We start from the raw sequence: 21,940 nt of genomic DNA, 5'->3' as shown, positions 1-21,940 counted from the left end.
GTAATTACCGCTGGTTAAAATAGATTAATTGGGGTATAGGTTGGACTATTTACGGTAAAGCTCTTTGAAAGCAAGCGGCGTTACCTGATTTGCTTTTTTAAATAGCCGGGAAAAGTACGTATGATCATCATAACCTAAATGGTGGGCAATCTCTTTTACATTAAGTTGGCTATAATACAATAACCGCTTGGCTTCCAGCATTACTTCCTGCAATATCCAGTAGGTAACCGAAAAACCTGTTACTTTTTTGAGAGCCTCATTTAAGTAGGACTCTGATATATTGAGCAGTTCTGCATAAGCTGATGGGCTTTTTACCTGTTGTACATTTTGGCTCAGTAGCCGCTTGAACTCATAGGCAATTTCTACGGGGCGAGAGTGGTTTTTTACAACCGTTTTTTCATTACAATAACCACAGGCAACCATTGCCAGAAAAGAATTCAATAAAGAATGCAGTATGCTCACGTAAAACGCTCCGTTATTATCTGATTGATAGTGTTCGTACGTAAGTTGAAGCAGGCTTTGAAATTTGCCTAATAAGGCATCATCCAGTTGATAAGGCTGTTGCAATAACAAGCGATTTTCAAATGCCGGGCGCAGCTCCTTTGGAATTAGCGCTGTATCAACCGCTATAAACCAACCGCGTGTGTTTTCGCTCCAGGTACCATGATGCACCTGGCCTGGCAAAACATAGTAAATTGATTGTCCGGTTATTGTTACTTCGCTAAAATCTACCATGAAAGCTACTTCGCCGGACTCTATAAGGAAGAAAATATAATGATCGTCGCGATGAGCGCCCAAAATACCACCTTGCTTTTTTAGTCTGGCATCGTTTGTACGGTGAATTTCTAAACCGATATCGGCACTGCTGTTTAGCTTATGTACAGGAATGTGGTTCATTGGTGGTTACAAAGGTTGAAAATTGACAGCAAACAAAAAAGCCCTCTTTTTGAGGGCTTTGTGTTTTATGCGGTGTAACCTAATATTTTTAACACCTGTTTACTATTTTGCTCTTCGCCAAAAACTTCGTAATTAAAGGTTTCATCGCGGTTACGGCGTACCAGTACGTGTTTAGGTGACGGCAGCAGGCAGTGGTGTATACCACCATAGCCGCTCAATACTTCCTGGTAGGCACCGGTATGGAAAAAGCCCAGGTACTGCACCTTACGAGTTTTAGGCATGTACACACTGTTCATGTGCGCTTCTTGGTTGTAATAATCTTGTCCGTCGCAGGTAATACCACCTAAGTTTACACGCTCATATTCGGAGTCCCAGTTGTTAACCGGTAACAAGATGTATTTTTGGTTCAACGCCCAAACATCAGGCAGGTTGGTGATAAACGATCCGTCCAGCATCAACCATTTTTCACGGTCATTCTGCTGTTTACGACCTAATACTTTGTACAATATGCCGGATGCTTCTGCACAGGTGTATTTACCAAACTCGGTAATAATATCTGGTTCTTCAACATCGTTTTCAGCACAAATTTCTTTGATACGCTTAACGATCTCGTTAACCATGTATTCGTAATCAAAATCAAATACCAGTGAATCTTTAAATGGCATACCGCCACCAATATCCAACGTATCCAGATCCGGGTTTACTTTCTTGAACTTACAGTATAAAGTCACGTATTTCTCCAGTTCGTTCCAGTAATACGGTGTATCCGAAATACCAGAGTTGATGAAGAAGTGTAACAGTTTTACTTTAAAGTAGGGGTTCTTTTCGATTTTGCTGTTATAAAAGTCGATCACGTCTTCCATACGGATACCCAAACGTGAGGTATAAAATTGCGAGTCGGGCTGTTCTTCCGATGCAATACGGATACCTAAGTTACAAGGCGTGTCAAGCTCAATCTCATCATCATAGATGTTGAACTCTTCTTTGTTATCCAGTACCGGAATGATGTTTTTAAAACCATCGTGCAGCATATCAATAATGTATTGCTTGTACTGGTAAGTTTTAAAGCCATTACATATTACCGTAATTTCTTTGCTTACTACGCCTTTCTTCTCCAGCGCATCAAGCATGGGCATATCAAAGGCTGATGATGTTTCCAGGTGGATATCATTTTTCAGCGCTTCTTCAACTACGTGCTTAAAGTGCGAGCTTTTGGTGCAATAGCAATATTTGTAGCTGCCGCGATAGTTGTTCTTAACTATCGCCTGCTGAAACATCAGCTTAGCCTGCTGTATTTTTTTAGATATAATGGGTACATAAGTAAAACGCAGGGGGGTACCATACGTTTCAATCATCTCCATTAAGTTCAGATCGTGAAAGTATAATTCATCGTCTATGATTTCGAAGCCCTCCTGCGGAAAACCCACACTCAGGTCCAGAAATTCCTGGTAGCTTTGCATTCTTTTTTTGTCCTCAGATTTTCCGCAAAAATGTAATTTTTTTGATTAAAACAAGCCTAAAGTTTCCCACAATTTTATCGCTGTAATGTAATTTATTTTCAAACGGTTAAAGGTGGCTAAAGTTCCTGGCTGATGGTTGATCATTGATGGATTGTATTAGATTGTTCATAACATAAAACCAGTGATCAACCATACTCAAGTTTAATCAACTACAAAGCAGGTAGGTGCACTTCGGCCAACATGCAGCGTGCACTGCCGCCGCCAATCGTTTCAATGGTTGCTATGTCGGCAAATAGCGGCTTTGCATATTTTTCTATTGTAGCAACCTGCCCGGGTTGTAAACTATCATAGGCGCTTTTTGACATCACAAGATATTTATTGCCCTGGTCATTTTGTACCTCCAGCATGTTACCGGCAAAGTGTTTCAACTGCTCATTGCCTAAAGCGATGATTTCCTTATTTGTATTTTTCAATGACTGCTCAACCTGTTCTTTTTCAGCTTTATTCGCTATGCTATCTAAACCTATTATAGCATACCCGGTGCCTATGCACATCATCACATTGGTGTGATAAATAGCTTGCTGCTGAGCATCTACCGCTGTAAAGGTTACAGGTGTGTAGCCTGCGTATTCACAAAAGCTTTGCAAAACCTCGACATCTGTGCGGGGTGATAGGCAGGCATAAGCAAGTTTGTTTTCCCTGTCGAGCACCATGCTGCCGGTACCTTCTAAAAACTTGTTTTGCAGTTCAAACCGGCTCAGGTCAATGATGTGATTCACCTTAAAACGGTCTTCCAGCTTGCGTACAATATCCTCGCGGCGTTCAAACCGACGGTTTTCGGCTTGCATGGGGTAAAGTATCACATCGCCCGTTTCATGAAAAGTTACCCAGTTATTCGGAAATACGGCATCAGGTTTAACTGGCTGTTCAGTATCTTTCATTACCGTTACGTTGATGCCGTGCGCTTCCAGCAATTGCACAAAAGCATCAAACTCTTCTAAAGCTTTGGTATGCGCCTGCTCCAGCGAGGTATTATTTTGAAATGTATTGCTTTCAGCCGTTTGCTCATTATAACCAAACGCAGCCGGACGGACCATTAATATGTTTGAGGTAGACTGACTCATAATTTTATTTCTATTGCTATAAAATCCGGAAATGGAAGATATTGTTTGACTGTTAACCGTATTATATCCTATCGCGCAATAGTGGCAGGCTCATACAATGGAAACCACCTCGGGCTCTTGACAATTCAGACGATGGCATCAGGATTAGTGTGTTTTCCATTTGCTGCGGATTAATTTCATCGTTCTCGAATTTCAGCAGCAACTCAGTTACATGTATCACACTAAAGCCTTTTGCTTTAAAAGCATCAACCGTGTGGTCGTTACGGTCATATCCTAAAACAACACCTTCTTTCAAGGCCAATAAATTACATGAGTCGGTCCACTGCTCGCGTGCGTCAAACGGAAACTGATTGTTGCCCGAGTACACAAACTCAACTTTCTCGGTCGAATTTAGATCGTTCGTACTGATGTCGGTCAGTAAATCTTCTATGCAATCGAAAGTATTGGGTTTTGTCTGCCCTTTGATAAACTGAACAATCTCTGGCTTGTCTTTCAGTTTTTTATCTGCAAACCAACTGATCGGTTCTGGTTCAGGCGTGGGTGCCTCGGCAATGGCCAGCGATCCCAGCAACACCCACATATTGCGCTTCACCTGGGTAAATACGGTATCAATATGCATGTAATCGCGCTTGTGGGGAATTTTAAGCACAGTTACCTTATTAACCACATTATTCTGAAACAACAGCTTAATGGCCTCATTGGCGCCGCTGATAGAAGTGCGTTCACTACAACCTATAATCACATGATCGGCACTTACCACCATTACATCGCCACCTTCCAGGGTAGTTTTTTCGTCGTGGTTTTCCCCGGGGCGTAAAAAGTGTTGTACAGTCTCCGAAAGCTCCAAAATATTATCGCGATAGGCAGCAAACAATGGGTGGTTAAATAATATATATCGTGCGAGTAAGGTTTCGCGTGAGCGGGCTTTTTTAGCGGGTTTGTTCAACAGAATGTGTTTGTTGATGGTAATACCTATATCCCTCGAAAAAATGAGGTTAGGTATGGGAGCGAATATCATCTCATCCTTATGCAAAGCGCCTGAAATAAACACTTTGGCCAGTTCAACAGGAGCCATATCAATCAGCTGTTGTTGCAGTCGGTAACTACAGCCTTCAATAGCACATACTGAGGCGGTTAATTTTTTACGGATGGCATCGTCCTCTAAAATATCGGCCAGCAGGGTTTGCAGTTCAATTACTTTATCAGACGCATAAAAGTCGGCACTATCGGGCTTATAGAAGTTGCGGTCGGCGGCAGGTGCGTCAACCAAAACCAGCTTACCTTTTATCTTGTCAGGATCTAAAAAATATAAAAGCAGCTTTATGTAGTAGTCGTATTCGTTTTTTCGCATGGTATCCAGATGCACTAAATCTTCAAAAAGCCAATCCTGTGCTTTTGAAGGGACTACCTTTCCCAATCCGCTATCAGGGCTATGTATGAGCAGCGCACGTAACGTACCAATTTCTGATGTGACATCTAATTTCAGCTTAGCATTCTGTAATGTCATAGGATATTATAATAAGATTCAAATGTATTCAGAATTAATCAATATAATAATACCCGCAGGTTAAGCGCATTTTATTAATTTTGGCGAATGGATTTTATTATTAAAGCTGCCATAGAGGCGGTTAAAGCCTTATACCAAACAGATATTACCCCGCAAGACGTAAACCTGCAGCAAACCCGTAAAGAGTTTGAAGGTCAGGTTACCATAGTTACTTTTCCGTTCACCCGCTTTTCACGCAAGTCGCCCGAACAAACCGGCGAGCAGATAGGCGAGTACCTGAAAGCTAATGTAGCTGAGGTTGCTGGTTTTAACGTTATAAAAGGTTTTCTAAATATCTCCATAGCCGATACTTACTGGCTTAATGTGTACCAAACGCAGGTTTTGGCCGAGAACTTCGGCATATTGCCTGCTAACGGTAAAAAGGTAATGGTTGAGTATTCATCACCCAATACTAATAAGCCTTTACACCTGGGCCACGTGCGCAACAACCTATTGGGTTATTCGGTTGCCGCTATTTTGGAAGCAGCCGGTTACGAGGTAATCAAAGCCAACCTTGTTAACGACCGTGGTATACACATTTGCAAATCCATGCTGGCCTGGCAAAAGTTTGGCAACGGCGAAACCCCGCAGTCTGCCGGCTTAAAGGGCGACCATTTGGTAGGTAAATATTATGTGATATTTGATAAAGAGTATAAGAAACAGATTGACGAACTTAAAGCAGCAGGTAAAACCGAAGAAGAAGCCAAAAAAACAGCGCCGCTGATTTTAGAGGCCCAGCAAATGCTGCAAAAATGGGAGGCTGGTGATGAGGAAGTGATCAGCTTGTGGAAAACAATGAATGGCTGGGTGTACGACGGCTTTGCTGACACTTACAAAAAGTTAGGCGTTGATTTTGATAAATTTTATTACGAATCAAACACCTACTTATTAGGTAAAGATATAATTGAAGAAGGACTGGCCAAGGGCATTTTCTTTAAAAAAGAAGATGGTTCGGTATGGATTGATTTGACCGAGGATGGGCTTGATCAGAAACTGGTTTTACGTGCCGATGGTACGTCGGTATATATCACTCAAGATTTAGGTACGGCCCAATTGAAGTACAACGACTTTGGCATGGACGAGTCTATTTACGTGGTAGGTAACGAGCAGGATTATCACTTTAAAGTGTTGTTCCTGATTCTGGAAAAGCTGGGCAAGACCTGGGCTAAAGGTTTATTCCATCTATCATACGGTATGGTTGACTTGCCTTCGGGTAAGATGAAATCGCGCGAGGGCACGGTGGTAGATGCCGACGACCTGATCTCTGAAATGGAAAGCACTGCTAAGGAACAGACCGAAGCCTTGGGTAAAGTTGACGGATTCAACATTGAAGATAAGCAGCACTTATATCATATTATTGGTATGGGAGCATTAAAGTACTTTTTACTAAAAGTAGATCCAAAGAAACGTTTACTGTTTGATCCTAACGAGTCGGTGGATTTTCAAGGGCATACCGGGCCGTTTATCCAATATACGCATGCACGTATTAAATCTGTTTTGAGCAGGGCTGGTGTGGATTATAATTCAGCAAATGGAGTTGATACATTAGACGCTGTAGAGCGGGATCTGATCATACAGTTGACAGAATACACCAACATAGTAAGCATAGCAGCTAAAGAGTTCAACCCGGCAGCTGTTGCCAATTACATCTATGAGCTTGCCAAGGTGTATAACAAGTTCTATCATGAAAAATCAATACTGCAGGCAGAAACTGAGGATATCAAAAAATTCCGGTTACAGTTGTCAGCAGCAGCAGCTCAGGTGATTGCGAAAGGCATGCGTTTGCTGGGTATTGAGGTGCCAGAAAGAATGTAAAACCGATAGTTCGGTATAAGATATAAGCCCCGATTCAATTTGAATCGGGGCTTTTTATCAAAATTCAATAAGGCCGCTATATTTCAGTACGGTGGCTTTATCAACGCTGGCTAAAGCAGGAATTCGAACTATTTTACCGATGGGCATATAAGTATTTATAATATCTTCCGAATAGGCATCCCCATCACCGTTAAGCACCAAGGCCCTTATTTTGATATTTCGCTTTTTTAGCAATTCCATTGATAACAGGGTATGGTTAATGCTGCCCAAATAGTGTTTTACTACCAAAATAGCCTCAGCGCCAAGATGTTCAATTAAATCGATGATAAAAGCTTTATCATTTAATGGTACCATCAATCCACCGGCTCCTTCAATCAGTAATTGATTATCTGTCTCTGGCAAAATAATTTTGTCAAGTTCAATTTCGGTTCTGTCCAAATCGGCAGATTTATGGGGCGAAAAAGGTTGCGTTAAGCGGTACGCTTCGGGATGAAAACGCGTGACTGTGTTGGTAATCAGTCGCTGCACTTTCATCGTATCGCTGTTATCCAAATCGCCGGACTGCACAGGTTTCCAGTAATCGGCCTTTAAATGTTCGACCAGAATAGCCGAAGCTACTGTTTTGCCGACATCTGTTCCAATTCCGGTTACAAAAATAGGTGTATTAGCAGGCATTCAATTGTGTATTTATATGTTGTGTTAGTTGTTGTATTTCTTCTGCCGTATTAAAGCTATGCAGGCAAACTCTAATTCGCTCGGTACCGGCTGCAACAGTAGGGCTCAAAATAGGCCGTACGTCAAAACCATTTTGTTGCAAATATGCAGCAGCTTCAATAGCCTTTTTGTTGCTGCCTAATGGTAGAGTCTGGATAGCGCTAACGTTTGTTGATGATAGATGCTCAGCCATGGAACTGTTGTATAAGGCAATATTAGCATGCACTTGATCAACTATACTACCTGACTGTTCCAACAACTTGTAAGCCATCCGGATGGTAGCCAGCTGGTGCAGAGGTGCAGCAGTGGTATAAATAAAAGACCGCGCAAAGTTTATTAAATATTGGCTGAGCAGATCGCTCCCTAATACAGCGGCGCCGTGACAGCCCATGGCTTTACCAAATGTAACTACACGCGCAAAAACTTCATTTTGCAAGCCTAACTGATTAATTGATCCTTTACCGAATACGCCAATAGCATGTGCTTCATCTACAATCAGGCTTGCATTATATTGGTTTACCAAAGTAACCATTTGTTGTAACGGTGCTAAGTCGCCATCCATAGAGTATACGCTTTCTACGGCTACATAGCAGTGTCCTTTCGCTGTTTTGAGTTTGGCTTCCAACGCATCGAGATCATTATGCTTAAAACTGTAGCGATTGGCATGGCTCAATCTGGTGCCGTCAATGATGGATGCATGGATCAGCTCATCGTGTATTACTGTGTCGCCACGTTGCGGAAGGGATGAGAAAAGACCAACGTTGGCATCATAGCCGGAGTTGAACAGTAACGCAGTTTCACTTGAATGGTAACTGGCTATCCACTGTTCCAGTTCCTCCGCGTAAGCGGTGTTACCGGCCAATAAGCGGGAACCTGCAGAACCGTTTGCAGCAGGAGCAAGGCGCTGCATTTCATGTTCTACCATTTGGTTCAACGTGGTCGAACGGGTAAAGCCGAGGTAGTCATTCGAACAAAAATCAATCAGTTGATTTTGGCGGCGCAATTGGCGATACAGGCCCTCTGCCCGACGGCTATCCAACTTTTGCTGTATGTAATAATGCGGATCCAATATTATAATTTGAACAAAAATAAAAAAAGCGGCATTTAGCCGCTTCATAATAAAAATTACTTTTGAGATGGCGGAGCGCCGCCGCCCTGGTTTTGGCGCATTCTTTCACGTCTTTCTTCCATCCATTTTTTGTAAGCTGCCTTTTGCTCGTCAGTCAATACCGCCTGAATTTTGGTATTGGTTGATTCCATCAGCGGGCGCATAGCCTGCATCATGGCCTGGCGGTCACCATTGGCCGCATTAAAAATGCTGTCGCGCGATTTGGCCTGAGTCTGTAAAATGGTAGTAATTTTAGCAGTCTGATCATCCGTTAATTTCAGTTGCTCTTTCAATTGTTTGGCCTGCTCTTCCGGGCTTCTTCTCATACCGCCTTGAGCAAAGCTTACCGCACTGATTGCCAACAGCAAGCAGCACATCATCAAAATCTTTTTCATTGTTTGTTGTTTAAGTGTTTTGATAAAGTTAATGGCTTACCGTTTAATTACAATCATGTAACTTAATTGTTGCCTTGCTGCAATTTGGCTATCGATTTTTGCATAGAGGCCATCATACTGGTCAAGTTCTCCATGGTTGGCGCAGGTGCAGGTTCCGGTAGTTGGGTTGACAGGTAAGCCTTGGCTTTCCATATTTCCAGTATATCTTCGTTGCTTATCTCGTAAGGCTCATAAACCGGGTTATCAGAAATTAGCTTTAAACTACGGTTCTCTTTATACTTGTTACCGGCCCTTTTATAAACAACACCTTCTGTTTTTGATACCACAACATAGGTATCACCGGCTTTAACGTCGGCCCAGTTCTCTACGTACTCACCTATAATTACGCTTCCTGATGGTAGGGGCAGCATCGAGTCGCCTTTAATTTCAAAGGCGCGGTAAGTGCCCTGCTTAAACATAGGCAGGTAAAACTTAGGCAATGCAGCTACATATTCAGGATCGGCATAACCGTTTAAGTAACCGGCGCTGGCTTTAACCGGTACCATTTCTATATTTTCGTTATCTTCTTTATCTACCGATATACTAAGTACTCTTAAGTTAGCCGGATTGCCTTTAGGCTTAGGGGCCCATTTCTCATTAATGGTTTCGTTTATAAAATCATCCACACTAATCTCAAAATACAATGCTATTTTTTTTAGCAATTCATATTTCGGATCGGCTCTGTCTTCTTCATAAGCGCCAACCAGCGACCTTTTTATGCCTATTTCATCAGCAAACTGCTGTTGGGTTAGGCCTTTCTTCTTTCTGAGAAATTTAATATTTGATGAAATTATTGACATAAAATTTGGAATTGCTAATTTTGTTAGTAACTTTATGCTCATAAAATTAGTAAGAAATTTTAATTCAGCAAAATTTATTATCATTATGAAACAGTTCATTTATATCATTACCGACAGAAACCGCAATAACTTACATGTTGGACTTTGCTCTGATATGATGAAAACTGTGGAATTTTATAAGGAGATGCCTACTTTATTCTTCGACCAGTCGCAGCAGTTGAGCAGGCTGGTATATTTTGAAGAGATCAATTCAGAAGAGCAGGCTATGGAGCGCTTTAAATTTGTGAGCACATTTACACGCTTACAAAAGGAAAAGATGATACGTTCGGTTAATCCAAACTGGATAGACCTTACGCCGGGACTTAATTTTGAAAATGGCATGCGTACCCGTCCATACATGCGCCCGTCTGTTGCTACACGTCGCCGCGGCATTGCTCTTTAGTTGGTAAGTCAGAGTAGTGTTTAAGCGGTGTTAACGACCAGCTGTATTGGCCGGGTGGGCTTCAACACTGGCATATAGCTTACATAATTCAAACTCTGTATACAAAGGGAATTACTTACCACTCTAAAGGCGTTGTATAGGTATGTGTTGCAAATTCGTCTATGCCTTGCAAACAGGGAAAATATAGAGACCTGTAAGTCGGTTACATTATAGCGCCTTATCTTTGGGTATCAAAACGGTCGTTATACCATGTATAATGCCGTTGTTTTGTATTACGTCAAATTGGCCAACAACGCTTTGACTACCGGTTTCATCGTACAATACAATGTTGCGGTTGTTGTCAATGCGTACAATGAGCTTACTGCCTGATAACGTCAGGAATGAAGCCTCGCCATTTCCGTTTTTTATTTGCTTGCCTATATCTTTAGCTGTGTATCTGCCTGCTACGGCATGATAGGTTATAATGTTGGCCAGTTCATATTTATGTGCTGGCTTCAAAAGGGTATCTAACCGTGATCTGGTAAACTTTTTCAGGAAAGCGCTATCATTTGGTAAAAAGAAAGTAAGTGGCCCGCGGCTTTTAAATGTACCAACCAAAGTGGCCGAACGCATACATTCTATCATAATCGTGTGCTTTTTTGACCGGCTCAAGTTTTCATAGATGTCCATCACCGAATTCATCACGGTACCATCAATCATCTTTTCCTGATTTTTCACATAAGTCTGTGAGCGTACAGTATCCTGGTAGGAGGACCCGCGAGGCGTTGCAGGGTTTTGCGCGTATGCCATTTGTAAGCCGGCTAATGCAAAAAGTAATAGCAATAATTTTTTCATGTATATAAATGCAGCTAAACTACTAAACTCATTACAGCTTTAGGTGTTTGCATTGCACAAAAAAAGCGACCGGTTATGGTCGCTTTTTTTGGTTATGGATTTTCGCTGTTTACCAACCTGGCGCAAAATTAAATCCGAACACCGGCTTTTTTACATCGCTGCGTGTAAAAGGCACAGCTAAATAAGGCTCCAAAATGATATAGCCAAATAAATTCACCCGTAACGATACACCTGCACTGGTTACCGGGATGCGAGAGTATACAGACGTTGTTTGCTGATTGCCTTTTTCGTCAACTACAGGCTGACCATTATTATCAAGCGCGCCATCGGTACGCAACAGAGTCGGGTTCTTTTTAAACTCAATTTTATCACCTTTATTCCAGGCCAAACCAGCATCAAAGAAGAAGTTCAGATCCGAAAATAAAAATTTTGATTTGATCTGCGCCAGCTTTTCGGGACCGGTAAAAGGCAAACGAACTTCGAAGTTGGCAACCGCGATACGATTACCCGACAGCTGGTCAATAATGATATTGTCTTTTGATCCGCTGCTGCTGTTGTTGTAAAAGCTGCTATATTCATAACCACGTACCAGGAACGGATAACCGATAAACATAGGGTACAATGCATTCTGCGTATCGCCAAAACGTCCAACACTGTACAAGCGGCCTGCAAGCGTAACAGGTTTTAAGCGCACATATCTTCTCAAATCAATTGTTGGACTAAAGAAGTTAAATGTACCCATATTATACTGCGCATCCAGCCGGTAACGGAAACCGCTTAGCGGTGCAGCGATACCAAAATAAGAGTTATCACCAACTAAAGCTGTGTTAACGCTGAAGATGCCAAACGATCTTAAATCAATACCTGTCTGGTCGCGGTAGTCGCTGCGCGATACCGTATGCCTATCGCTGCCTAAGTATGCACTTGGAAATATCTGATTATCCTGAGCGGTATATTGGTAATAGTCGCTGTAACGTTGCACACGGTAAGCGTAACGTGATGCCCCTGTTCCGAATTCGATACGAGTTGATTTTGAGAAAGGGTAGTAAGCCAGCAAACGCCCTGACGTTTCGAAGCTGCGGATAATGTCGGTATACTGTTCTAATACCGGCGTTTCTGCTCCGTTGTTTTGTATGGAAGTTAATCTGCTACCGTAAGTGCCGTATTGGTAAGGTATGTGCGATAGGCCACCGCCAAAGCTCCATCGGCCACGCTGATTGATGTAGAGTACCTGTGCGCCGAAATCATAAATCTCGCCGTTTACCGCCGCGCCCGCATAAATTTGGTTACGGCCCAAAATATCACTGAATACGCCTTGAACGCCACTGGCTAAACCGGCTCCGTAATAACTGCTCACGCCAACACCTACACCACTACTTGCCAGATAATCCATTTTGAACTGTGGGCGGTAGGGGATGTTACGAATGGAATCAGCCGGGATGCGTTGGTAGGCCAGGAAATTGTTCAGGTTGGTGTTAATGAGATCGACACCAACGGCACCGGGCGGCGGTAGCATGGCTGCATTAAAGTTGGTTTCGGTACCTGATACTACTTTGGGTTTAAATTCCGATGCTTTAGCATTGTACAAAGCATATTTTTGAGAACGGTAGTAAGAGTACAAGATATCATCGTTTGCCGATACACTTAATGCCGGCGAAAATTCGGTGATACCACTAATACCGGTAAATAACTCCGTCATCTGCTCTACAACACCCGAACTGCGGTTATACCTGTACAAGTTACGGAAACCATCTCGGTTTGACAGGAAGTAGATCTGCGTACCGTCTGCCGAATACTGAGGGTTCAGGTTATTGGCGCCATCAAACACCTTAATATTGGTAACTTTCCCTGTAGCCAGATCCAGCTCGGCTAAATTAAATGATATGCTTTGAGATAACGACACATCATAAGTAGTACGATCACTTGAAAAAACAATCTTTTTACCGTCGCGCGAAAAGCTTGGCTGGTAATCGGAATATTTATCGTTAGTGAGCTGGGTAAGCTTTTTGGTACTGAAGCTGTATAAAAACAAATCGCTGTAACCATTTGAAAGTCCCTGAAAGGCAATTTGCGATCCATCGGGCGACCAGGTGAGGTTACTGAATTGCTCAGCATCACCCATCGCTAAGTTATTTAGAACTCTGCCGGTCGGTACCTCAACCACCATCAGGCGGTTTCGGCCACCACTAAATACACTGAATGCAAATTTCCGGCTATCGGGCGACCATGCACCTGTAGACTCAATAAAGTTGAATTCGTCAATATGTGTATTGGATGTTTTACTCGTTAGCCTTTTGATGACTCGCCCGGTTTTTGCATCAGCCAAAAACAGGTCAATAGAAAACAGGTCTTTTTCGGACAAGAACGCCAGATACTTACCATCCGGACTAATTGCTGGCGCTACGTTCATTTCGCCACCGTTTTTGCTGTCTATCAAACGACGCCCGGCAGGCACCTGTGACGTATCTTTTAAGAAGGGCTGGTAAGTGGATATAATTGAATTTTTCCACAGGTTGGACAGTGTTTTGTCGTCGTACCCAAATGTGCGCCTGATACCATATTCCAAACCAAACCTTGCGGTATTTTTAAAGAATGGTACAATGATAGTATCGCCATAAGTAGAACCCAGATATGACCAGAAAGCCTCGCCATAACGGTAAGGGAAGTATTTGGTGCTTTCTGTCAAATCACGTATAGTAGGAATGTCTTTATTCAGGTAAGCATCGCGCATCCACATGGCTGTGTAAGCATCTTTCTTGCCTAAAGAGAGGTACTCTGCCATACCTTCAATCATCCAAAGCGGCAGGTTGTTGATGTTGCCTAAGCTGGCAGTGTCATTTACCAATAGCATATGGTACTGAAACGCATGTACCAGCTCGTGACCCAGCACGTGGCGGGTTGTCTGGTTGGTTTCCATAATAGGCATCACCACACGGTTCTTCAAACCCTCGGTAACCCCGCCGGTACCTACGCCAATATCGCCATCAATGGCGGTTGTTTGCTGAAAATCTGGATGATCGGCATATAATATAATAGGGTTGGGGCGCTTGAAGGTATCCCTGAAAACCTGCTGGTGTAACGTGTACCACAGCTCACTTTCCTGCCCAAATCGCTTAAGCAGGCTGTCGTTTTTCAGATAATAGTATATTTCAAAGTGGGGCGTTTTGTAAACCTTAAATTTCAGGCTTTTGTAACGCACTTTATTTTGCCCGAAATATTGGGCCTGAGCACGGGTATTTATTAATAATGCGCTAATAGCACAGGTAATGATCACCAGGGCTTTACTTAATGTAAAGTAATATTTGCTCATATAGCTTATAAGGTGAATGTGGTTTTTGGCTTTTGCTTTTTATAAATATAGTTAGAACATTTTATTAATTCTCATCACCACTATCGGGTGGCGATTGCGGCTGCGGCTCGGGCTGAGGCTGTTCTGATGGTTCTGCCGGCGCTGTTGTGGTAGAGTCGCCTGACGTTGACAAACTGTCTGTTGAGGATGACGAAGTATCAACCGATATACGTGGCGATGCACACATATATTCTTTTGTGATTTTGACCCAGGGCTTAGGAAATGGCCCCGGTGCAAAACCCGATTTTGGATCGGCATATACCTTTTCCATAAAGGCACCGAAAATAGGCAAGGCGGTGTGTGAGCCCTCGCCACTTTCTGAAGAGTTGAAGTGCACGCTGCGGTCATCGGCACCAACCCAAACACCGGTTACTAGGTCTTTGGTGATACCCATATACCAGCCGTCCACATAATCGGATGAAGTGCCGGTTTTGCCACCTATCTGGTTGCTGGCCTTTTTCCAAAGCCCGGGGAATTCCCATAAGGCTTGTGAGGTGCCTCCCGGTTCTTCCATACCACCGCGGAACATATAAAGCATCAGCCAGGCTGTTTCCTCGCTCAGTACCTTGGTTGTTTTTAATTCAAATTCTTCTAAAACTTTATTGTCATGGTCGGTAATACGTGTAACCAACAGCGGGTCAATGCGCTCACCTTTGTTCAGGAACGTACTGTAAGCACGCACCATCTCGTACACCGATACGTCATTCGAACCTAATGACACTGAAGGTACCGACTTAAGCGGGCTTTCGATGCCGCATTTGTGGGCGTACTCAACTACTTTATCCCAACCTACTTCCTGGGTAATTTGTGCCGTAATGGAGTTTACAGATTTGCCCATGGCCCAGCGTAACGACATTTCGCGGTATGAAAAATGGAAATCAGCGTTGTTTGGTTCCCATACTTCCTGTTTACCATCTTCCATGTAACTGATAGACACACGCTTGTCGGTAAATTTATCGCAAGGTGTAAAGCCATTGTCAATGGCCGTAACATACGCAAACGGCTTGAATGTGGAACCGGCTTGACGTTTGGCCTGATTTACGTGATCGTATTTAAAGTATTTATGATCTATACCGCCCACCCAAACTTTTATTTTACCTGATGCCGGCTCAATGGACATCATTCCCGTATTCAGAATTTTAGCATAATACTTAATAGAGTCGACACTCGAAAATGTAGTATCCTGCTCGCCATTCCAGGTAAATACTTTCATGCGCTTCTTCGTATTGAAATAAGCCTCAATTTTTGCGGTATCACCGTTGTACTTCTTCTCCAATATCTTGTAAACAGGCAAGCGTTGTTCGGCTTTAGGAATAAAATCAACGATCTCGTTACCCTTTGAATCGCGCCAGGGTGTTTTGCCACGCCAGATGTTATTGAACCTTCGCTGCAGCATTTTCATTTTTTCGGCTACAGCTTCTTCGGCGTATTGCTGTAATTTGGAATCAATAGTTGTATAAATCTTCAGGCCGTCCTCATAAAGGTCATAATCATTTTCTTTAAGCCACTTAGCCAGCCATTTTTCTACGGCTCGGCGCAGGTAAGAATCGCCCTGGGCATCTTCTTCAACATAGCTCAAATCAAGTTTGATGGGTTGCTGCAAATTAGCTTTGTAATCAGCATCTGCTAAAAACTTGTATTTATTCATCTGGCTCAACACCACATTACGGCGCTCAAGTGTGCGCTCGGGGTTACGGATGGGATTGTAAGTAGAGGTAGCTTTCAGCATGCCAATCAGCATAGCCGCCTCGGCAGGGCTAACAGCATCCGGTGTTTTATTGAAATACTTCAATGTTGCGGTTTTGATACCGAAACTGTTGTTGCCAAAAGGCACCGTATTAAAGTATAGGGTTAAGATTTGCTGCTTATTGTATACGTGCTCAATTTTATAAGCAGTAAGCCACTCCTTCAGCTTGTAAACCACCGTACGGAACACAGGTATGTGCCTTACAAAGCCCTGCGATTTGCGCTTACGCGTGTTAAAAAGGTTTTTAGCCAACTGCTGTGTAATGGTACTGCCACCACGCTTATCACCTTTGGCAGTAGAAGCCAAACTGGTAAAAAATGAATAGTAATCGACACCATGATGCTTGTAAAAACGTACGTCTTCAGTTGCAACTAAGGCATTAACCAAGTTAGGTGATATTTTTTTTAAGTCGACCGGCGAGCGGTTTTCTTTATAAAACTTGGCTAAAAGCTTGCCATCAGCAGTATAAACTTCTGAAGCAACGGACATCACCGGGTTTCTGATATCATTCAGGTCGGGGGAGTAGCCAAACAGGTTGAATAAGTTTAACTCTATGGAACAGAACAGGATAATTACAAAGTAGATGAAAATAACAAAGTAACGCAGAAAGGGATTTCGGATACGTTTAAACATTGGATAAATATGTGAAAAATATATCGGTAGTTGATATAAATATCAATAACGAAAATCTATTCAGTAAATTTTAAGTTAACTAAGTACAAAGCTATTTTATCTATGGAAAATATAACCAACAAATTTAAAATTACCACCGACGCCAAAATTTCGCTGAAAGACTTTGATACTAAGGAGACTTTAGGTTATAAAAAAGAAGATGCAGCACAGATACTTGATGAACTTATTGAAAAAACAAGTGAACTGCACAGTAAATTATATGCCGATAATCGCCACGGCTTGCTCATAATTTTTCAGGCGATGGATGCGGCCGGAAAAGACAGCGCTATTAAACACACCTTTTCAGGTCTTAACCCACAGGGTTGCCAGGTGTATAGTTTTAAGCAGCCCAGTTCTGAAGAATTGGATCACGACTTTTTATGGCGGCATTACAAGGCATTGCCAGAGCGTGGCCGCATAGGCATACACAACCGCTCGCATTATGAAAATGTATTGGTTACCAAGGTGCATCCCGAATATGTGCTGAAAGAGAATTTACCAGGTATCAGCAGCGCAGATGATCTTGACGAAAAGTTCTGGAAACATCGTTACGACAGCATTCGCGATTTTGAAAAGCACTTAACCCGTAATGGTATTACTGTAATCAAATTCTTTTTACACGTATCCAAGGACGAGCAAAAAGAGCGCTTTTTGGCGCGTATAGATGATGAGGAAAAAAACTGGAAGTTCTCGGCAGCGGATATACAGGAACGCAAGCACTGGAAGCAATATATGGAGGCTTATGAAGAAGCTATTGCCGAAACTGCTACCGAAGACGCACCATGGTATATTTTACCTGCTGATAAAAAATGGTTTACCCGCATTGCTATTTCAACCATTATACATGAAACCTTAAAAGGCCTGGATATGCAATACCCGGTTTTGCCTGAAGAGGAAAAGGAGCGGCTGGCCGAAATAAAACGTATGCTGCTGAGCGAGGATTAACATTTTTACGGTTAAATAGCCATTAGGCTATTTAACCGTAATTTCATCCGCAAAGATATAGGAGGGGTTTCCTTTACTTTCATGCCAATCGGGCAACGGGCCATACTGTTTAGCTACAACTTTGATATACCGGGCTTTGGTATTTAAGTTAGCATCAAAGCTTTGTGTCTGCGCCGTTAGGTTATCTACGTTTACCTTGGTATCTACAGTAGCAACCAGTCGGTAATTTTTGCCATCGTTTGATACGAGGTATTGCACCTGTCTTGGAAATACGATCCATGAACCTACATCCTGCAAGGTACCTAAGCTAACCTGCTGAACGGGTTTGAGTACGCCTAAGTCAATCACCGCTTCCAAATCGTTGCCTTGAAAGCCCTGCCAGTTACCGGTGCGCCAATTGCTACTACCAGTAAGGCCATCAATTAAACCTTGCTGACCTTGTGCAGCATAATTTGGCTGATATTTACTCAGTTCGGTTATCCGAATATCTGTACGTATTCTGGTAAAAGTTCCAGTGTTTACTAAACTGCTTTTTCCATTCTTTACAGCAATCGCCTTTAGTGTGGTAGTTTGCTGTATGCTGATGGGTTTGCTATAAAGGGATGAAGCCGTTGTTGGCGTACTACCATCCAGGGTGTAGTAAAGCTTAGCATCCTTATCAGGATGTTTGATTTCTACGGAGACGGGTTGCTTAAATGTACGGCTTACGTTGCTGAAGTAGGGGTTTGAAATAATAAGCGAATCAGTAATTTGTGATGAAGATCTTTCTAAGCTTTGTAAAAAGAGCTGATTGGGCAACCTGCCCGTGTAGACATCAAACTGTCCACCATTATTAATATCATCATAATTAAGCGTTAACTTGTTGTATGGCTTTTTGTTAAGATCCATACCCTGTAGGTGAACATTAGTCAAGCTGACACCCACGCCCGAATTGGTGATGGTGAACTTTTTACCGTTTTCGAGGTTGATAGTAGCTTTCTCAAACTGCGGTATACCTATTTGAAATTGCTGTTGGCCGGGGGCAATGTTATAAAAGCCCAGCGCGCTCATTACATACCAGGCCGACATTTGTCCACAGTCTTCATTACCAGCCAGCCCGTCTGGCTTGTTACTATATTGCCCCAGTAGAATGTTACTCAACCGCTGCTGTGTTTTACCCGGGTTATTGGTGAAGTTGTACAGGTAAGCAATATGATGGCTCGGTTCGTTACCATGCGCATATTGGCCAATCAAGCCGGTAACGTCGGATACCTCTCTGCCGGTAAGTTTTGCGGTAGTGGTAAACAGTGTATCCAGCTTAGCTTCAAACTCATCTTTGCCACCCATGCTGGCAATCAATCCGTCAACATCCTGCGGTACAAAAAAGCTGTGTTGCCAGGAGTTACCTTCTGTATAGTTGCTGTTGATATCGGTAGGCTTAAAAGGGCTGTACCAACTGCCGTTGACACGGGCCTGCATAAAACCGGTTTCGGCATTGTAAACGTTTTTCCAATACTGTGCGCGCTTTATGTAGGTTGCATAGTCAGACGGTTTGTTCAGCATTTTAGCCATTTGGGCAATGCACCAGTCGTCATAAGCGTACTCCAGCGTTTTAGAAACCGATTCGTGTTCCGTATCGGCCAGCACAGCGCCAAAGGTGCGGTAGCTGTCCAAGCCAAACTGGTTACGGTTTACTGCCGCTTTCATAGCGGTAAAGGCTTTTTCAGCGTCAAAATCGCGTATGCCTTTTGCATATGCATCCACAATAACGGGGATAGAGTGATTGCCTATCATGCAAAACGTTTCGCTGGATGCCAGCGGCCAAACGGGCAATAAGCCGCCTTCATCATACATGGCTAAAAATGACTTTACAAAGTCGAGCGTACGCTTTCGATCAATCAGTTCCAGCAAAGGATGCTCCGCGCGGAAGGTATCCCAAAGAGAAAATACTGTGTAATAGTTGAATCCGGTTGCGGTATGAATCTTTCCGTCCATGCCACGGTACTGCCCGTCTACGTCATTGTAAACGTTGGGGGCCAGCATGCAGTGGTATAAAGAGGTGTAAAATATGGTTTGTTTAACTTTTGAATAGTCGGTTGGCGGTGGTAGTTTGGTTTTTGGCTGTGGCCTGCCGCCACCATAGCCATAACCGGCATTCTGTTGCTGTACAGGCGGGCCGCCTCCTTCTACATCAATTTTATTCAGCTCTTTGTTCCATAAAGCTTTCGCCTGTTTCTGTACTTTTTTAAAGTCAAAGTCAGGTATTTCAGCATCCAGGTTTTTAAGCGCCCCCTCGGTACTTACTGATGATATGCCAACCTTCGCCAACACTTCATTCGGTTTGCTAAACTGCACGTACATCTTTACATTTTGCCCGTCAGCCCGTTTTGCTCCTTGCTGAACCACATTATTTACAGCGATGCCATAACTTTTAAACGGCTTCGAAAACTTGGCATAAAAATATACGTACTGATCTTTAGCCCAGCCGTTAGACTGACGCATACCCCGTATTTCATGATCATTAACTACTTCAATCCAAGAGCTGATTACCTTATCGCGATGCTGTAGATCAATTATGATATTTCCCTGATCAACAGATGGGTATGTATATTGATGTATACCAGATCGGGTAGTTGCAGATAGTTCTGCCCGGATGTTATACTTGCTTAATACCGTTTTGTAATAACCGGGCGATGCACTTTCATTTACTTTTTTAAATCCTGAGCGATACTCCGTGTTTTTTAATTGAGGCTGACCGGTGGTTGGCATGAACAGGATGTCGCAGTAATCGGCCACGCCGGTTCCGCTCAAATGCGTATGCGAAAAACCATACACCGTTGTATCGCTATAATGGTAACCCGACGAGCCATCCCAGCCTTCCAGCCGTGTATCCGGACTTAGCTGTACCATGCCGTAAGGAACAACAGCGCCCGGGTAAGTATGTCCGTGTCCACCAGTGCCAATAAATGGATTTACCAGTGGGGTATAATCTTTATCTTTCTTTTTTTGTGCAGAAGCCGGTAAGGCAAGCGTTGCCCATAAAAGGCAAAATGACGCCCAGCAAGAGAAGTTTTTATGTAGATGCATGCAGAAAATTACCTGTTTTGGTTAGCAACGCAAAGTAACCAATTTAACCTGTACTTTCAATAGGATGCCATTGGGCAACAAGGCAACGTCTTAAACTAAGAAGCCCGATAGGCAAACATTTGGTTGTTGCCTATCGGGCTTTATCATGAATATTTAGTTGTTAACTATTCATTGATGTGGAAGCTGTCCATATCTTTAAGGAATGGCAGCGCACGCCGGGTTTTGATCAATTCTTCAGCATTGATAGTAAAGGTATATACATCTTCTTCATCGCGTTTGTAATACACAACGTTGCCCATTGGATCAATACAGGTCGAGTCGCCGGAGTGGTACACTTCGTTGCCATCATGACCAACACGGTTAACGCCTATTACATAGGCCTGGTTCTCCACAGCACGCGCGGGTATAAGTGTACGCCAGTGCAAAGCGCGGCGCTCCGGCCAGTTAGCTACAATAAGCAGCAGATCATATTGCGGCTCTACATTGCGTATCCATACCGGGAAACGAAGGTCGTAACAAATCATGGGGCAAATTTTCCAGCCATTCAGTTCAACCAAAAGCTTCTTGTTTCCCGGAGAGTATATGGTGTGTTCTTTACCCAAGGCAAACAGGTGGCGTTTATCATAACACTCATAACTGCCGTCAGGCCGCATCCAAATCAGGCGGTTGTAATATTTGTCGTTGTCTTTTATTGCCAGGCTACCGGTTATTACGCAGTTGTACTTTTGAGCCGTAGCTTCCATCCACTGCATGGTTTTGCCGTTCATCGGTTCGGCCAGGTGCTCCACATTCATGGTAAAGCCGGTATTGAACATCTCGGGCAATATAATAAGATCCGTTTTGGTTCGTACGGACGAGGATAAACGCAAAGCAATATTTTGCAGGTTTTTGTCAATATTTTCCCAAAACAGGTAGCCCTGAAATGTGGTAATTTTTAAGTTTTCCATAATGAAACGGCTTAAAAGGTTATAAAAGGGTTATAACGTC

16 protein-coding genes are annotated in these 21,940 nt (G+C 43.0%); 3 read left to right on the top strand and 13 right to left on the bottom strand.

The features are described from left to right. Window positions 1–45: 45 nt before the first annotated feature. The 4 genes from KHS38_RS02000 to KHS38_RS01985 form a co-directional block, all read right to left on the bottom strand. Window positions 46–897 (bottom strand): AraC family transcriptional regulator, encoded by an 852-nt coding sequence (locus KHS38_RS02000; RefSeq protein ID WP_213486534.1) that lies wholly within the window; start codon window positions 895–897, stop codon window positions 46–48. 65 nt (window positions 898–962) lie between these two features. Further along, a complete protein-coding gene (locus tag KHS38_RS01995) occupies window positions 963–2,357 on the bottom strand; it encodes an arginine decarboxylase (protein WP_213486532.1) in 1,395 nt (464 codons plus the stop codon). A 209-nt stretch (window positions 2,358–2,566) separates the two neighbouring features. Then, window positions 2,567–3,481 (bottom strand): citrulline utilization hydrolase CtlX, encoded by a 915-nt coding sequence (ctlX, locus tag KHS38_RS01990; RefSeq protein WP_249665250.1) that lies wholly within the window; start codon window positions 3,479–3,481, stop codon window positions 2,567–2,569. A gap of 61 nt (window positions 3,482–3,542) precedes the next feature. Then, window positions 3,543–4,988: an arginine deiminase family protein gene (locus KHS38_RS01985; protein ID WP_213486530.1), complete on the bottom strand. Its 1,446-nt coding sequence runs from the start codon at window positions 4,986–4,988 to the stop codon at window positions 3,543–3,545. Window positions 4,989–5,075: 87 nt separating this feature from the next. Here KHS38_RS01985 and argS point away from each other — a divergent pair, with 87 nt between their 5' ends. Continuing rightward, window positions 5,076–6,842 carry an arginine--tRNA ligase gene (gene argS / locus KHS38_RS01980; RefSeq protein WP_213486528.1) on the top strand — a complete coding sequence of 589 codons (1,767 nt, stop codon included), beginning with the start codon at window positions 5,076–5,078 and terminating at the stop codon, window positions 6,840–6,842. Window positions 6,843–6,899: 57 nt separating this feature from the next. On the opposite strand, the gene bioD is transcribed toward argS, so the two are convergent. The 4 genes from bioD to KHS38_RS01960 form a co-directional block, all read right to left on the bottom strand. Beyond that, the gene (gene bioD, locus KHS38_RS01975) at window positions 6,900–7,517 is read right to left on the bottom strand and encodes a dethiobiotin synthase (RefSeq protein ID WP_213486526.1); all 618 of its coding nucleotides are present in this window, start codon (window positions 7,515–7,517) and stop codon (window positions 6,900–6,902) included. Then, window positions 7,507–8,673: an aminotransferase class I/II-fold pyridoxal phosphate-dependent enzyme gene (locus KHS38_RS01970; RefSeq protein WP_213486524.1), complete on the bottom strand. Its 1,167-nt coding sequence runs from the start codon at window positions 8,671–8,673 to the stop codon at window positions 7,507–7,509. Before KHS38_RS01970 ends, bioD begins: the two co-directional genes overlap by 11 nt. Window positions 8,674–8,681: 8 nt before the next feature. Beyond that, window positions 8,682–9,059, bottom strand: coding sequence for a DUF4890 domain-containing protein (locus tag KHS38_RS01965; RefSeq protein WP_213486522.1), 378 nt, complete (start codon window positions 9,057–9,059; stop codon window positions 8,682–8,684). Between the two features lie 62 nt (window positions 9,060–9,121). After that, window positions 9,122–9,898, bottom strand: coding sequence for an XRE family transcriptional regulator (locus KHS38_RS01960; protein WP_213486520.1), 777 nt, complete (start codon window positions 9,896–9,898; stop codon window positions 9,122–9,124). Between the two features lie 85 nt (window positions 9,899–9,983). Between KHS38_RS01960 and KHS38_RS01955 the strand changes: the two genes are divergently transcribed. After that, on the top strand, window positions 9,984–10,340 hold the full coding sequence (locus KHS38_RS01955; RefSeq protein WP_213486518.1) for a GIY-YIG nuclease family protein: 357 nt from the start codon (window positions 9,984–9,986) through the stop codon (window positions 10,338–10,340). A 207-nt stretch (window positions 10,341–10,547) separates the two neighbouring features. Here the strand turns inward: KHS38_RS01955 and KHS38_RS01950 are convergent, their stop codons facing one another. From KHS38_RS01950 to KHS38_RS01940, 3 genes are all read right to left on the bottom strand, one after another. Further along, entirely contained in the window at window positions 10,548–11,174 is a 627-nt protein-coding gene (locus tag KHS38_RS01950; RefSeq protein WP_213486516.1) for a fasciclin domain-containing protein, read from the bottom strand. Window positions 11,175–11,283: 109 nt separating this feature from the next. After that, on the bottom strand, window positions 11,284–14,484 hold the full coding sequence (locus KHS38_RS01945; RefSeq protein WP_213486515.1) for a DPP IV N-terminal domain-containing protein: 3,201 nt from the start codon (window positions 14,482–14,484) through the stop codon (window positions 11,284–11,286). Window positions 14,485–14,548: 64 nt separating this feature from the next. Next, window positions 14,549–16,903, bottom strand: a complete 2,355-nt coding sequence (locus KHS38_RS01940) for a penicillin-binding protein 1A (protein WP_213486514.1) — start codon at window positions 16,901–16,903, stop codon at window positions 14,549–14,551. 102 nt (window positions 16,904–17,005) lie between these two features. Here KHS38_RS01940 and KHS38_RS01935 point away from each other — a divergent pair, with 102 nt between their 5' ends. Beyond that, complete coding sequence (locus KHS38_RS01935; RefSeq protein ID WP_213486513.1) at window positions 17,006–17,887, top strand: polyphosphate kinase 2 family protein; 882 nt, start codon at window positions 17,006–17,008, stop codon at window positions 17,885–17,887. Window positions 17,888–17,914: 27 nt separating this feature from the next. Here KHS38_RS01935 and KHS38_RS01930 read toward each other — a convergent pair whose 3' ends face one another. Both KHS38_RS01930 and KHS38_RS01925 read right to left on the bottom strand, forming a co-directional pair. Next, the gene (locus KHS38_RS01930; RefSeq protein WP_213486512.1) at window positions 17,915–20,953 is read right to left on the bottom strand and encodes a GH92 family glycosyl hydrolase; all 3,039 of its coding nucleotides are present in this window, start codon (window positions 20,951–20,953) and stop codon (window positions 17,915–17,917) included. 164 nt (window positions 20,954–21,117) lie between these two features. Further along, window positions 21,118–21,900, bottom strand: a complete 783-nt coding sequence (locus KHS38_RS01925; protein WP_213486511.1) for an amidohydrolase — start codon at window positions 21,898–21,900, stop codon at window positions 21,118–21,120. Window positions 21,901–21,940: the final 40 nt, after the last annotated feature.

This window comes from Mucilaginibacter sp. Bleaf8, assembly GCF_018390515.1.
Classification (GTDB): Bacteria; Bacteroidota; Bacteroidia; order Sphingobacteriales; family Sphingobacteriaceae; genus Mucilaginibacter.
This window is presented reverse-complemented; position numbering and strand designations above follow the sequence as displayed.